15 protein-coding genes are annotated in these 13,430 nt (G+C 34.7%); 7 read left to right on the forward strand and 8 right to left on the reverse strand.

Annotated features, from left to right (window positions below; all coding sequences use genetic code 11):
- The first annotated feature begins 170 nt into the window (after positions 1-170).
- Positions 171-395 carry a DUF1128 domain-containing protein gene (locus tag I5818_RS21490; RefSeq protein WP_058003240.1) on the forward strand — a complete coding sequence of 75 codons (225 nt, stop codon included), beginning with the start codon at positions 171-173 and terminating at the stop codon, positions 393-395.
- Between the two features lie 56 nt (positions 396-451).
- Here the strand turns inward: I5818_RS21490 and I5818_RS21495 are convergent, their stop codons facing one another.
- From I5818_RS21495 to I5818_RS21515, 5 genes are all read right to left on the reverse strand, one after another.
- Complete coding sequence (locus I5818_RS21495) at positions 452-1,519, reverse strand: PQQ-dependent sugar dehydrogenase (RefSeq protein ID WP_078110690.1); 1,068 nt, start codon at positions 1,517-1,519, stop codon at positions 452-454.
- 122 nt (positions 1,520-1,641) lie between these two features.
- A complete protein-coding gene (gene map / locus I5818_RS21500; protein WP_071975604.1) occupies positions 1,642-2,391 on the reverse strand; it encodes a type I methionyl aminopeptidase in 750 nt (249 codons plus the stop codon).
- A 419-nt stretch (positions 2,392-2,810) separates the two neighbouring features.
- A complete protein-coding gene (gene motB / locus I5818_RS21505) occupies positions 2,811-3,635 on the reverse strand; it encodes a flagellar motor protein MotB (protein WP_058003009.1) in 825 nt (274 codons plus the stop codon).
- On the reverse strand, positions 3,628-4,419 hold the full coding sequence (gene motA / locus I5818_RS21510) for a flagellar motor stator protein MotA (RefSeq protein WP_058003010.1): 792 nt from the start codon (positions 4,417-4,419) through the stop codon (positions 3,628-3,630). Before motA ends, motB begins: the two co-directional genes overlap by 8 nt.
- A gap of 118 nt (positions 4,420-4,537) precedes the next feature.
- The gene (locus I5818_RS21515) at positions 4,538-4,912 is read right to left on the reverse strand and encodes a DnaJ family domain-containing protein (RefSeq protein WP_058003011.1); all 375 of its coding nucleotides are present in this window, start codon (positions 4,910-4,912) and stop codon (positions 4,538-4,540) included.
- 236 nt (positions 4,913-5,148) lie between these two features.
- Between I5818_RS21515 and I5818_RS21520 the strand changes: the two genes are divergently transcribed.
- Positions 5,149-5,313 carry a hypothetical protein gene (locus I5818_RS21520; protein ID WP_169792978.1) on the forward strand — a complete coding sequence of 55 codons (165 nt, stop codon included), beginning with the start codon at positions 5,149-5,151 and terminating at the stop codon, positions 5,311-5,313.
- Between the two features lie 72 nt (positions 5,314-5,385).
- Here the strand turns inward: I5818_RS21520 and hmpA are convergent, their stop codons facing one another.
- Positions 5,386-6,612 carry an NO-inducible flavohemoprotein gene (gene hmpA / locus I5818_RS21525; protein WP_078110938.1) on the reverse strand — a complete coding sequence of 409 codons (1,227 nt, stop codon included), beginning with the start codon at positions 6,610-6,612 and terminating at the stop codon, positions 5,386-5,388.
- 170 nt (positions 6,613-6,782) lie between these two features.
- On the opposite strand from hmpA, the gene I5818_RS21530 reads away from it, so the two are divergent.
- The gene (locus tag I5818_RS21530; RefSeq protein WP_078110219.1) at positions 6,783-7,238 is read left to right on the forward strand and encodes an RrF2 family transcriptional regulator; all 456 of its coding nucleotides are present in this window, start codon (positions 6,783-6,785) and stop codon (positions 7,236-7,238) included.
- Positions 7,239-7,336: 98 nt separating this feature from the next.
- On the opposite strand, the gene I5818_RS21535 is transcribed toward I5818_RS21530, so the two are convergent.
- A complete protein-coding gene (locus tag I5818_RS21535; RefSeq protein ID WP_058003013.1) occupies positions 7,337-7,690 on the reverse strand; it encodes a DUF488 domain-containing protein in 354 nt (117 codons plus the stop codon).
- 148 nt (positions 7,691-7,838) lie between these two features.
- Between I5818_RS21535 and I5818_RS21540 the strand changes: the two genes are divergently transcribed.
- Together I5818_RS21540 and I5818_RS21545 are read left to right on the forward strand one after the other, a co-directional pair.
- The gene (locus I5818_RS21540) at positions 7,839-9,071 is read left to right on the forward strand and encodes an aminopeptidase (RefSeq protein WP_058003014.1); all 1,233 of its coding nucleotides are present in this window, start codon (positions 7,839-7,841) and stop codon (positions 9,069-9,071) included.
- A 130-nt stretch (positions 9,072-9,201) separates the two neighbouring features.
- On the forward strand, positions 9,202-9,960 hold the full coding sequence (locus tag I5818_RS21545; protein ID WP_078110218.1) for a TraR/DksA C4-type zinc finger protein: 759 nt from the start codon (positions 9,202-9,204) through the stop codon (positions 9,958-9,960).
- 40 nt (positions 9,961-10,000) lie between these two features.
- Here the strand turns inward: I5818_RS21545 and hutH are convergent, their stop codons facing one another.
- The gene (gene hutH / locus I5818_RS21550) at positions 10,001-11,485 is read right to left on the reverse strand and encodes a histidine ammonia-lyase (RefSeq protein ID WP_071975607.1); all 1,485 of its coding nucleotides are present in this window, start codon (positions 11,483-11,485) and stop codon (positions 10,001-10,003) included.
- 348 nt (positions 11,486-11,833) lie between these two features.
- On the opposite strand from hutH, the gene I5818_RS21555 reads away from it, so the two are divergent.
- Both I5818_RS21555 and I5818_RS21560 read left to right on the forward strand, forming a co-directional pair.
- A complete protein-coding gene (locus I5818_RS21555) occupies positions 11,834-12,340 on the forward strand; it encodes an acyl-CoA thioesterase (protein WP_058003017.1) in 507 nt (168 codons plus the stop codon).
- A 223-nt stretch (positions 12,341-12,563) separates the two neighbouring features.
- Entirely contained in the window at positions 12,564-13,421 is an 858-nt protein-coding gene (locus I5818_RS21560) for a permease (protein WP_071975626.1), read from the forward strand.
- Positions 13,422-13,430: the final 9 nt, after the last annotated feature.

The following is a 13,430-nucleotide window of genomic DNA, read 5'->3' on the forward strand; positions in this document are numbered from 1 at the left end:
TTAAACGTGCAGGGTCTCTTTTAGGATCAATCATTTGTAACCTATTCAAGGTTGTCCACTCTTCTTTATATATTCCCCCTAGCTTTTTGAATAAAACCTGTTATATAATTGACACCTCATTTGTTTCATGGAAAGATAGAAATAAACTGAATTATGAGAGGATGTTAGTGGTGGATCTTTCAATTAAGTCTAATGAAAATATACAATTTATGATTACAGAAATAACTTCCAAATTAAAAATGGTAAATGTTGATGCAATAAAGCCTTCCAATTACACTGAAGAGATATATGAGGATTTAAAAGAAATTTATGAAATGGTTATGAAAAAAAACACATTTAGTCCAAATGAAATGCAAGCAATAGTAGAAGAATTAGGTAATTTAAGAAATCAATAAAAATAATGGTTGTGAAATATGGGAGAAAGACCCTTCATTTCACAACCATTATTTTTTTATTGCAGAGCACTTAAATCGATTTTCCACAACTGGTCATCATGTTTCGAAGGTGATCCTCTTCCATCTAAATTATTTGAAATAAAATATACATTTTCACCATCGATCAACACATCCCTTAATCTTCCATAATCCTCTGCAATGGTAGTTACCCTACTAGTATCAAGGTTCAATTCCCTTAATGCTTCTCCTCGGAGGGTAGCAATATATATTTTCCCATCTTTATAATCAATACCAGATGGAGCCCATGTTATGTTACCAGTTTGAAAAAATGGGGATTCTAGACCTTCTCTGGTTTCATCCCCTTCAATGATAGGCCATCCATAATTATGTCCGGCAATGATGTGGTTAACTTCATCATGTGCACTTTGCCCATGCTCGGTACCGTACATATCACCTTTCTCATTCCATGTTAATCCTTGAACGTTTCGATGACCAAATGAGAAAACATAACTATCTCTAAATGGATTATCCTTTGGAATACTACCATCCAACTCCATGCGGATGATCTTTCCTGACAAGGAGTTTAATTTCTGTGCATTTTCTGGTACAGCAGCATCCCCTATTGTTACATAAAGTTTCTGATCAGGCCCTATTTTTACTCGTCCACCATTATGAATGGCTGAACCAGGTATCTCCTCTAACAGAACTTTTACTTCATTCCACGAATCCTTTTTTTTTTGAATAATGATCACACGATTTAATATCTTATCATTTTCATAATAGGTATGGTAAGCATAAGCTTGTTGTGACTCTGAAAAATTAGGTGTTAATTCAATACCTAGCAAGCCCGATTCTCCCTCTTGATGGATAGGTTGATTAGTTTTTACTATTAAACGTTCCATTTTACGATTGGTTTCATTAAATGACACAATTGTCCCTTTGCGCTCACTAATGTAGAAGGTGTTTTTCATCTTTGTGATTGACCAAGGAACTTCTAGGTTACTGATCATTGATACTGCATTGTCCCTAGTCATTGTTTCTTTTGCTTCCTTTATATTGCTATCCTGAGCTGAACAGGCTGCTAACAATATACTAACAATGATTAACAAAAAAAAGCGTAGCAAGACAACCCCTCCAAAGTAATTAATAATAATTACTTCTTTATATGGAGAAAGATATCCTTTATTAAAAATCTTAAGTTGTTAATTAGATTTTTGCCATAAAGAAAAAGCTCCCTAATTGGAGCTTATTCCTGATCAGTTATTATGATAATTCCATCCTTTGTCACTGCAACTGTATGCTCATATTGTGCAGATAGAGAGCCATCACGAGTACGTGCAGTCCATCCGTTATTATCCATTTTAGTTTCAAATGTACCTATATTCACCATAGGCTCAATAGTGAATACCATGCCTTCCTTAATTCTTACACCTTTACCTGGTAAACCGAAATGTGGAACCTCAGGTTTTTCGTGAATGGTTGGTCCAATCCCATGACCAATGAAGTTTCTTACAACAGAAAATCCCTGTGCCTCTACATATGTTTGGATTGCGTGGCCAATATCACCTATCCGGTTTCCAATTTTCACTTGTTCAATCCCTTTATAAAGTGCCTCTTTTGTTACATCCAATAATTCTTTTGTTTTTTTATTAACTTTTCCAACAGGATAACTCCAAGCTGAGTCTGCTAGTGCACCATTTAAATTAACCACCATATCGATGGTAACGATATCTCCTTCTTGAAGTGGTTCCTTTCTTGGAAATCCATGACAAATTTCATCGTTTATACTAGCACATGTAGCAAATTCATATCCTTTATATCCTTTTTGTTCTGGAGTTGCCCCATGTTTTTTAAGAAACTGATCAACAAACTCTTCAATTTCCCAAGTTGTTACTCCGGGTTTAATCCTTTTTGCAATTTCTTTATGTGCTTTTGCCAGTAATTCCCCTGCCTTTTTCATCATATCTATTTCACGTTGGGATTTATACGTAATCATTTGCCTCTTCCTTTCAATAAAACTATCTATATATATGAAAATATTGTATGATAATCAACATGTCTTTATCATATCGCTAAATGGATATAATGGCAAAAAAATTAAAATTCCATCTTTATTACACATGTTTTAATAGGAATAATCATTATATACATTTTTCTACAATATTTTTTGACATTAGAATAATATTACTAAATAAAATAATATAATTTAGAAGTATAAAAACAATCTATTTCCCAAGAAATAAAAGGGATTGTATCGTTATCTATTCAATTAGTTATTGTCGAATTCACTTATACTCATTTCCACAAAAATCGCGTTATATCGCTAAGAATCCGTAAAAGGATGCAATTGGAGAGCTACATATTATTCCTATGTTATCTAAAAAAGTTGTCCCAAAATACTTTGGGACAACTTTTTTAATTTGAATCTGATGGCAATACCCTTGGTTGAATAAGTACTTCAACCCGTCTATTTTTTGCTTTGCCTTCAGATGTATCATTTGATGCAATTGGTTTGTATTCTCCAAAACCTTTTACACTAAAGTTACGAGGGTTCAACTGATTATTTTCTAATATAATCTTCATAAAATTTAACGCCCGCATAACACTTAACTCGAAATTCGAGCTGAAATTCGAATTATGAATAGGTACATTATCTGTATGACCACTAATAATAATATTTCTTGGTGGATCCATTACAAGTAAATCAGAAAGTTCACGCGCAGTTTTCAAATTATTTTCACTAATATCTGCCTTACCCGATTCAAAAAGCACATTATCTCGAATGGTTAATAATAAACCTTCGGTTGTAAGAGAAGTTGCAAACTTTCCGTTCAAATGATTGGTCTGAATGTATGCATTTACTTTCTCCTGTACTTGCACAAGCTCTTCGTGATCCTCTAGTTTTAGCTTTTGTAAATGGTCTTTCAATTCTTGTTCTTTATCTTTTTCTTCAGTGCTCTCACTTTTATTTTCTTTTTCTTTATTTTGATCTGCTTTTATTTTACCTGAGTAGTATTCATCTGCCGGCTGGGGCTTTGAATACTCCATTACCCCCTCACCGCTCGCAAAAATCCCATTAAATACTTTTGAGAGCTGTTGAAACTTTTGAGCGTTAACCGTACTAGATGCAAATAATACAATAAATAAGGCTAATAATAAGGTTAATAAATCGGCGTAAGGGAGCAACCAGGATTCATCGACATGTTCGTCTTCGTGACCTTTTTTTCTACGCTTACTCATTTGTTTCACTACTTTCTTCTAAAAACTTTTTACGTTCTCCAGAAGGTAGATAGGAAGCTAACTTTTGCTCAATTACTCTTGGAGCCTCACCTGCTAAAATAGATAGTACTCCTTCAAGCATAATTTCTTTCATCTTTACTTCTTGTTTAGATTTTCGCTTAAGTTTATTCGCAAAAGGATGCCAAAGGACATATCCACTAAATATCCCTAGCATTGTAGCAACGAAAGCCGCGGATATTGCATGTCCCAATTTTTCAGTATCACCCATATTACCTAATGCTGCTATGAGTCCCAAAACGGCTCCAAGAACACCTAGTGAAGGAGCATATGTACCTGCTTGGGAAAAGATTGCAGCCCCAGCTTGATGTCTACTTTCCATAGCTTCAATTTCTTCACTTAACACATCTCGAATATAATCAGCACTTTGTCCATCAACCGCTAGACTTAGTCCATTTTTAAGAAAAGGATCGTCTACTTCTGTTAATTTTGCCTCTAAAGCAAGTAATCCTTCTTTTCTAGCTACCTGTGCCCATTCAGAAAAAAGACCAATGATTTCTTTCTCACTAATTTGCTTTTTTTCCTTAAAAAGTACGCCAAATAATTTAGGAACTCTTTTAATTTCACTAGTCGGAAAAGCGATAGCAACTGCTGCAACAGTACCGACAATAATGATTAAAAATGCTGCAGGATTTGCTAGCGCAGATATTGGAACACCCTTTAATACCATCCCAACTCCGACGGCAATAATCCCTAAAATAACTCCAAAAATCGATGTTTTGTCCATTTGCTTCACCCTAATTAATAAAAGTCGTTTTCTTGTCCTTTATATCGACAAAAAAGATGATTCTTTTAGAGAATTAGAACAAAACTTCGACAAAGTATACTTAATACAGACTAATTACCTATTTTAAAAATTTTCTTTCAATTTTTTGTTCATAGTTTTTAAAGACAGAGGAATTAGTTTTTACTCGCTTCTTTGAAAGTAGTTGATTATATCTTAACATGCTTTCATTTAGTTGATTTTTTAATTCATCCTGATTAAGTTCACTTTTTCCCTTTCTAATTAAATCCTCAATCGTCATAAGTTCTTTTTTAATTGATGCTTCTTCAGGGGAGAATCCTGCATTTCTCATCAAGCGATAAGCCATTCTCAGATCCTCAGGAATATTAGCTAATTCATCATCTGGTAAGGGCTTTCCAAAGCCAGGAAGGTTTTCGAATTCACCATTCTTCTGTGCTTCACGAATTCGGTCTTCAACAAGTTTCATAAAATCCATACTACCACCCCATTTTTATGATCTTACTTAGATTATATCGAAGTTTTCTTAAAAAGTTCATGATGATAGTTGAGTAAAATTGACAATATTCCGACTACTGGTAACCCATTTTTTCAGTTTGATCTTTAAGTCACTATTTCTCCTTATTTGTAAGATGGATGATCTTCTGTGATAATATCCAGTTTCTTTGGAAAAACTGATTATGAAGTTGGTATTGCTTGAAAAGGAGTGAGATAGTGGCAAGAGGAAATCAATTCAATCATAAGAAAAAAGGGCATCCTGGGAATTTTCCTAAAAATAGTATAACGGAAAAGCAAACAAAAGAAGCAATTGGTGATGAGGAATTTATTGTTACTCAAGAGGCTTTTAAAAATAGAATTGAGGAAGAGGAAGTTGAATAAAACCAAATGAGGATGATCAATGATCATCCTCGTTTGTATTAAGCCATAAGGGCATTTCCTGTATAGCCTCTATTATGCAGTAACTTCACTTTTTTCTTCAGCCGTTAAATCCATCGCAGGTCCAAAGAATTCATAACGAATATTCTCTTTTTTTACACCTAGATCAGTTAATATTTGAACCGTGTTTTTCAAAAATGGGACTGGTCCACAAATATAAGTAATTGTTTCTTTAGTAACTAAATTTTGTAGAAATACCTTTGAAAGATAGCCCTCAAAATGATGATTTCCATCTGAATATAAAGGTTTTTCATAACCATAATAAGCGTGACCATTTTCTAGTTTATCAGTAAGATCCCTTACTGTTTCCTTAAATGCATGAAACTCTTCATTTCTTGCTGCATGTACAAAGTACACTTCACGTTTTGATTCATTATTGGCTAATGTTTCAAGCATACTCATCATTGGAGTTAAGCCAACACCTCCTGAAATCAGTGCAACAGGTGCAGTTTCTTCCATATTTAATGTAAAATTACCTGATGGAGCACTAATTTCAATCGTATCTCCAACCTGCACATGATCATGAAGGTAGTTTGAAACTTTACCATTTGGTTCGAAATCCTTTTCTTTTTTTACAGATATACGATAATAATCATGACCAGGTGCACAAGATAAACTATATTGGCGATTTAACAAATATTCTTCACCTGGAATATTTACTCTAACTGTTAAATATTGCCCAGGCACAAATGTTGTCACACCCGAACCATCAGCTGGTTTTAAATAGAAAGATGTAATTACATTACTTTCTTGTTCTTTTTTTACAACTGTGAAGTCTTTGAAATCCATCCATCCATTTTCTTGATTTGCTGCGGCATTGTACATTCCTTTTTCAACATCAATAAATGCTTGAGCAATCACTCCATATGCTTCACCCCATGCACCAATAATTTCATCAGTTGCAGCATCACCAAGAACTTCTTTGATTGCTTTTAATAAAAATTCACCTACAATAGGATAATGTTCCGGTTTAATTCCTAAACCCCGATGCTTATGAGCAATTTGGGTTACTGTTGGTACAATTACTTCTAGCTGGTCAATATATTTAGCTGCAGCATAAACTGTATTCGCTAGTGCAGTTTGCTGTCTACCTTGCTTTTGATTTACATGATTAAAAATATTTAATAATTCAGGATGTGCTTCGAACATCATTTTATAAAAACATGTAGTAATTTTTTTACCTTCTGTTTCTAATATTGGTGCAGTTGATTTAATAATATCAATTGTTTTTTGTGATAACATTTCGATTCGCTCCTCTTTTTTTAAAGAAGTATTTTAAATACATGTTTAAAATACACCCACCAAAACATAAAAGCAATATTTGAAATACATCTTTAGAAAAGCTGTCACAATTTAGACAGGCATTGTCCAAAAACGTATAATAAGAATGACGATTGTAAAGGGTGAGATTAATGAGATTAACCAATTATACTGATTATTCACTTAGAGTTTTAATATACTTAGCTTCGCAAGAGCCAGCGAAGTTATCTAACATAAAGGAAATTGCTGAAGCCTATGGCATTTCCAAAAATCATCTCATGAAAGTGACCCATGAACTCGGAAAAATGGGTGTAATCGATACTGTGCGCGGGAGAAATGGTGGCATTCGCCTTGCTCTCCCTCCTGAAGAAATTAATATCGGAGCAATAATCCGAAAAACTGAGGACGATTTCCAAATCGTAGAATGCTTTAATGGTGAAGGGGGAGCATGCATCCTTTCCCCTGTGTGTGGTTTAAAGCATTTACTAAAAAATGCATTATCTGCCTATTTAGATGTTCTAGATCAATATACATTAGCGGATATTGTTCATAATCCGTTAAAATACCGTTCTATTTTAAATTCTGCGATTAATCAATCATCAACCTAAAGATTATTGTCGTTTGAAAAGCTTTTTCACTTAAACCTAAATAAAGCTCAATACCTTATTTAGATGCTAGTAATGAAAATCTTTTCAGACGACTATTTTCAAGATTTTTCTAGTAAATATTCCTTTAGAACAATTGCCTGATTAAACTCTTGGTCTTTTGCTGAATAAAGTAGTGTAATCGTTCCTTCCTTATGCATTTGAACTAATAAACTTAATTCCTCTTGAAATGCAGAATCCTCTAACTCTCTCCTATACCTTTTCGAAAATTCATTAAATTTCTGAGGATCATGGGCAAACCATTTCCGCAATTCATTGCTTGGAGCGATTTGTTTCATCCATTCGTCAATGTCTGCCTCTTTTTTTGACTTTCCCCGAGGCCATAATCGGTCTATTAGAATTCGTTTTCCATCTTCTGGGCTTGTTGGCTCATATATTCTTTTTATGTTAATCATCTTATCCTCCTGAAAGTTCCTGCTATTATTAAAAGTTTTGAATACTGTCCCACTATTGTCAAGCCATCCTATATTATTGATACTATTGCTTTCTGTTATTTGATTGTTAAAATAGAAATAAAGATTCTGAAAAAGAGGAGATTACATTATGAGTACATTTCAGGAAAAACTTGAAAAATATGCTGAATTAGTTGTTAAGGTTGGAGTTAATATTCAAAAAGGACAAACTCTTGCTGTAAATGCATCCATCGATGCTGTAGAATTTGTTCGACTTGTTACTAAAAAGGCGTATGAAGCAGGAGCAAAAAATGTCATAGTCAATTGGGGAGATGATGTGGTATCCCGTTTGAAATATGATTTAGCACCTGACGAAGCATTTAATGAATACCCCATACATCGAGCAAATGAAATGATCGAACTAGCTGAAAATGGCGCCGCTTTTATGTCCATTGTCTCTTCTAGTCCAGATTTAATGAAGGGTGTAAAAACCGAACGTATCTCTAACTACCAAAAGGTTGCTGGACAAGCACTTGAAAAATATCGTCAGTATATTCAATCTGATAAAGTAAGCTGGACGGTGGTTGGGGTTCCTTCCGAAGCATGGGCAACAAAGGTCTTTCCTGATGATACACCTGAATTAGCAGTAGAAAAATTATGGGATGCTATTTTCAAAGCAACAAGAGCAGATCTTGAGGACCCGATTCAAGCATGGAAGGATCATGACGCCATCTTGCATGAGAAAGTTCATTATTTAAATGAAAAAAAATATAAAAAATTACACTATATAGCTCCAGGAACTGATCTAACAGTTGAATTGCCTAATGGACATTTATGGGTTGGCGCTGGCAGCAAGAATGAGCAAAACATTGAATTTATGGCAAATATGCCAACGGAGGAAGTATTTACTGTTCCACATAAGGATGGTGTAAATGGTCATATTTCTAGTACAAAGCCATTAAGTTATGGAGGAAACATTATTGATGAATTTACCATTTATTTTAAAAATGGCCGGATAATTGACTTCAAGGCAAAAGAAGGTGAGGAAATCTTAAAACATCTAGTGGAAACAGATGAAGGCTCACATTATCTTGGAGAGGTCGCCCTTGTCCCTCATCAATCGCCAATTTCTCAATCCAATATTCTTTTCCTCAATACCTTATTTGATGAAAATGCTTCTAACCACTTTGCAATCGGTAGTGCTTATGCATTTTGTATTGAAGGCGGAAAGAAAATGTCACGTGAAGAATTATTAAAAAACGGATTAAATCAAAGTATTACTCATGTTGACTTTATGGTTGGGTCAGCTGAGATGAATATCGATGGAATTAAAGAAGATGGTACAACTGAACCTATCTTCCGTAACGGAAGTTGGGCGTTCTAAATACCGTTCAAAACAGCAACTTCTAAAAAAAGTTGCTGTTTTTTTGTACTTTTTTACAGTAATGATTCCACCTTATTCGTTTCATACTAGTTATAGACAATGATTTTATAATGAAAGAAGTGGTTTATGTATGCTTACAAATAAGCAGCTTTCAGAACTACGTACACAATTATTACAAAATAAAAATGAAATAGAGAATCGCTTAAAGCAAAATAACCATTATGATTTAAATAAGGGACATGCTCATGAGTCAGTTGGAGAACTATCGAGCTATGATAATCACCCCGGAGATGAGGGTACTGAGCTATATGAACGAGAAAAAGATATAGCATTAAATGAGCATAGTGAGTATGAATTAACAAACATTAATCATGCACTACATGCAATGTCAAATGGGACCTATGGGAAATGTGCCAAATGTGGAAAGGAAATTTCCGTTGAACGTTTAGAAGCAATTCCAACGACATTGTATTGCAAGGAACATAGTCCAGATAAATCCATCTCTCATGACCGTCCAGCAGAAGAACGTGTTCTCTTATCATCATTAGGAAATTTTGATTTTAATGATGAACGGAATGAACATGTTGAATTTGATGCAGAGGATTCATGGCAAGCAGTTGCAGAATGGGGAACATCCGAATCTCCTTCTGATTTCATGAATCCGCCAGACCATTATAATGATATGTATATAGAATCTGACGAAAATATCGGCTATGTTGAAGATTATGAAAACTTTGTAGGAAATGATATGTATGGAAAGAATACACGTTTTTATCCAAATACAAAATATGATGAGTATAGTGAGTCATTAGACGAAGAAGGAATCATGACTACCTTTGGGGATTTACCCGCATATGAACATGATCCTTATGTTGAGGATCGTGAATAATCATAAAGTGACGGGCTGTCTTTAAACAGCCCGTACCTTTTTACTCTCTCTTTGCGCATAACCAAGCACTTAAAGCCTCAATATCCTTTGAAAAAACTCGGTCCTTTACTATACTTGAGACAATTCTTCTTCCCTGATGATAAAACTCCTTCGTTAAGGATGCCATGTTCTCCACCCCACGAAATTCTACGCCTTGCATCGCACAAATCATTTCAATCGCAAGAACCCTTCTTGAATTTAGCAAGATTTGATAAGCATGTCGGGAGGCGATTGTCCCCATACTTACATGATCCTCTTGGTTTGCAGACGATGGTATTGAATCCACACTTGCTGGATGGGCCAATGTTTTGTTTTCTGAGACTAAGGATGCAGCTGCATATTGCATAATCATTGCTCCAGATTGTAGCCCCGGTTCCGGACTCAAAAATCCTGGAAGGTCATTTAGACTAGGGTTAACAAGTCTTTCTATTCTTCGCTCAGAAATATTTGCTAATTCGGCTATGGCAATTTTCATAAAGTCCATAGCTAATGCAATGGGTTGGCCATGAAAATTCCCTCCAGATATAACTTTCTCCCCATCATTAAAAATTAGTGGATTGTCAGTTGCTGCATTCATTTCTATTTCGAGCTTTTCTTTTACATAATCTAGAGCCTGCCAGGAAGCACCATGAACCTGGGGAATACAACGCAAGGAATAAGCATCTTGAACACGGAGCTCCCCTTGTTTAGTAACAAGCTGACTATCTGATAAATATTGACGTATTCTATTTGCTACATCAACTTGTTGCTGATATCCTCTAGCAATATGAACATCTTCGTCAAAGGCATCTATAATCCCGCGAAGAGCCTCGATTGTCATTGAAGCAATAAGCTCACTTTGCTTTGCCAACGCCTCTGCTTCAATATAGGCTACGACTCCCATTGCTGTCATTGCTTGTGTACCATTTATGAGCGCTAAGCCTTCTTTTGCCTGTAATGTAACAGGCTGAATATTTGCGTCAGCTAATGCCTTAGACGCATCCACTTTTTCTCCTTGATAAAATACTTCTCCTTCTCCCATCAGTGCTAAGGCTAGGTGAGATAATGGAGCTAAATCTCCACTAGCACCTAATGAGCCTTGTTGAGGAATGACCGGATGGATTTGGGCATTTAGAAATTGAATTAACGTATCAATGATCACCGGTCTGACACCTGAATATCCTTTTGACAAAGCATTAGCACGTAATAAAAGCATTGCTCTTGAGACAACTTCAGGGAAAGGATCTCCAACTCCACACGCATGAGAATGGATTAAATTTAATTGCAATTCTTCAACATTCTCTGAATTTATATAAACATCACTAAATTTTCCAAATCCTGTTGTTATTCCATAAACAACCCTTTCATCTTTTACAATTCTTTCGACTGCTTGGCGACTTGCAATTACCTTTTCCATACTTTTTGCAGAAATTTCAACTGTTTCATTATCAAACAATACTCTTTTAGCCTCATGAATGGTTAATGTATTTCCGGTTAACTGTATCATTTTTTGTCCCCCTTTGATTGATTAACTACTGCATTAGTGAACTAAAGAAAAAGGCTTTATCACTAAATAAATGTGATAAAGCCTTTTTTAAAATAGGAATCATATATATTTTTATATATTACCAATTCCATTGCAATTTCCTCCAAGTAAGAACACTATAAATTCAGATTATTCGATTTTATCTATTGATGTCAATAGATTTCAACAAGTTATCATAGTATTTATGCACATTATTAACAAAATAAAGACTATTCCGATATAATATTGCGAATGAAAAATATGGTATTATAAACAAGATATAAATTATAACTAACTTGGACAAAGTAAAATTAAAATGAGGTGAATACAATGAGTAATCGACCGACTAAATTTATGAGAGAAACCTTAACAATTAAAACAAGTCATGTTCTCCCACCAGATACGAATCATCACGGTACTTTATTTGGTGGTAAATTAATGGCTTACATAGATGACACTGCGTCTATTGCTGCGACTAAATTTGCAAGAAATCCGGTTGTAACTGCTTCAACGGATTCCGTAGACTTTATTAAACCGATACGTGTTGGCGATGCAGTTACATTAGAGGCAATGGTTACTTATACAGGACGAAGCTCAATGGAGGTGTTTGTAAAAATCACCGCGGAAAATCTATTAACAGGTGAAAAATCCATTGCGGCTTTATCGTTTTTAACCTTTGTTGCTCTTGGGCCAGATGGAAAACCTACTGAAATTCCAATGGTAGTTCCGGAAACCGATCAAGAAAAGTGGTTAAATGAAACGGCAACTAGACGTGCTGAGCATCGTAAAATTCGCAAAAAAGAAAGTGAAGAGCTCGCACACTTCTTTTCAGAATAAGTTTTTGGCTACATAGACTATCCTCTACCATTATCTATAGAGAGATAGTCTTTTTACATTTTCGGATGTTGAGTATTTTTCTTTAAAGAAGGATTTTCATTCAAACGAATTATGTTATACTGGGATAGTCTATTTTAGACAGTGGGTTGAAAAAGTCATTAAATATATTAGACTTCCAATTTATATCGGAGGTGTTTTTTTGTTTTCTCAGTCTTTTTTACAAATGAATACTATTTTTATTAGTATACTAATAGAATCATTGCCATTTGTTTTATTAGGTGTCATCATTTCTGGTGTCATTCAAATGTTTATTACAGAGGAAATGATTGCTAAGGTGATTCCAAAAAATCGATTCTTAGCTGTTTTATCAGCAACTGTAATCGGCGCTCTATTCCCTGCATGTGAATGTGGAATTGTTCCAATTACAAGGCGATTGATGGCAAAAGGTGTTCCTCTTCATGCTGCGATTGGTTTCATGCTTACAGGACCAATTATTAATCCAATTGTACTATTTTCAACCTATATCGCATTTGGGAATAGTTGGAGAATGGTACTTTATCGTGGCGGCTTATCCTTTGTAGTCGCATTAATCATAGGATTTATTTTATCCTATCAATTTAAGGATTCACAATTAAGACAAGAGGCACATATTCATACTCATGATCATGGACATGGAATTTTCGCAAAAATAAAAGGAACGATTCAGCACTCAATTGATGAATTCTTCTCTGTTGGGAAATTTTTAATATTAGGTGCGTTTATTGCAGCTGCTATGCAAACCTTTTTAAAAACATCTACCTTAACTGCAATCGGACATGGTGAGTATTCATCTTCTATCGTAATGATGGGATTAGCCTATATCCTTTCATTATGCTCCGAAGCTGATGCATTTATTGCTGCATCATTCCAAAGTACATTCTCTTTAAACTCACTCGTTGCCTTCCTTGTTTTCGGAGCGATGTTCGACATCAAAAATACCCTAATGATGCTAAGTGCGTTTAAAGCAAAATTTGTTTTTTACTTATTTATTTACGTAAGTATATTTGTATTTTTAGGTTCGATTGTTATAGGCTTTCTATAAAGTAAGGAG

It is taken from the genome of Heyndrickxia oleronia, from assembly GCF_017809215.1.
Taxonomy (GTDB): Bacteria; Bacillota; Bacilli; order Bacillales; family Bacillaceae_C; genus Heyndrickxia; species Heyndrickxia oleronia.

Excerpts from the sequence above, each read along its gene's own strand:
- hutH (WP_071975607.1), bottom strand. The coding sequence starts at position 11,485 with ATGATACAGTTAACCGGAAATACATTAACCATTCATGAGGCTAAAAGA.
- I5818_RS21555 (WP_058003017.1), top strand. The coding sequence starts at position 11,834 with ATGAGTAATCGACCGACTAAATTTATGAGAGAAACCTTAACAATTAAA.
- I5818_RS21560 (WP_071975626.1), top strand. The coding sequence starts at position 12,564 with ATGAATACTATTTTTATTAGTATACTAATAGAATCATTGCCATTTGTT.
- map (WP_071975604.1), bottom strand. The coding sequence starts at position 2,391 with ATGATTACGTATAAATCCCAACGTGAAATAGATATGATGAAAAAGGCA.
- motB (WP_058003009.1), bottom strand. The coding sequence starts at position 3,635 with ATGAGTAAGCGTAGAAAAAAAGGTCACGAAGACGAACATGTCGATGAA.
- I5818_RS21530 (WP_078110219.1), top strand. The coding sequence starts at position 6,783 with ATGAGATTAACCAATTATACTGATTATTCACTTAGAGTTTTAATATAC.
- I5818_RS21545 (WP_078110218.1), top strand. The coding sequence starts at position 9,202 with ATGCTTACAAATAAGCAGCTTTCAGAACTACGTACACAATTATTACAA.
- I5818_RS21515 (WP_058003011.1), bottom strand. The coding sequence starts at position 4,912 with ATGGATTTTATGAAACTTGTTGAAGACCGAATTCGTGAAGCACAGAAG.
- I5818_RS21540 (WP_058003014.1), top strand. The coding sequence starts at position 7,839 with ATGAGTACATTTCAGGAAAAACTTGAAAAATATGCTGAATTAGTTGTT.
- I5818_RS21535 (WP_058003013.1), bottom strand. The coding sequence starts at position 7,690 with ATGATTAACATAAAAAGAATATATGAGCCAACAAGCCCAGAAGATGGA.
- hmpA (WP_078110938.1), bottom strand. The coding sequence starts at position 6,612 with ATGTTATCACAAAAAACAATTGATATTATTAAATCAACTGCACCAATA.
- motA (WP_058003010.1), bottom strand. The coding sequence starts at position 4,419 with ATGGACAAAACATCGATTTTTGGAGTTATTTTAGGGATTATTGCCGTC.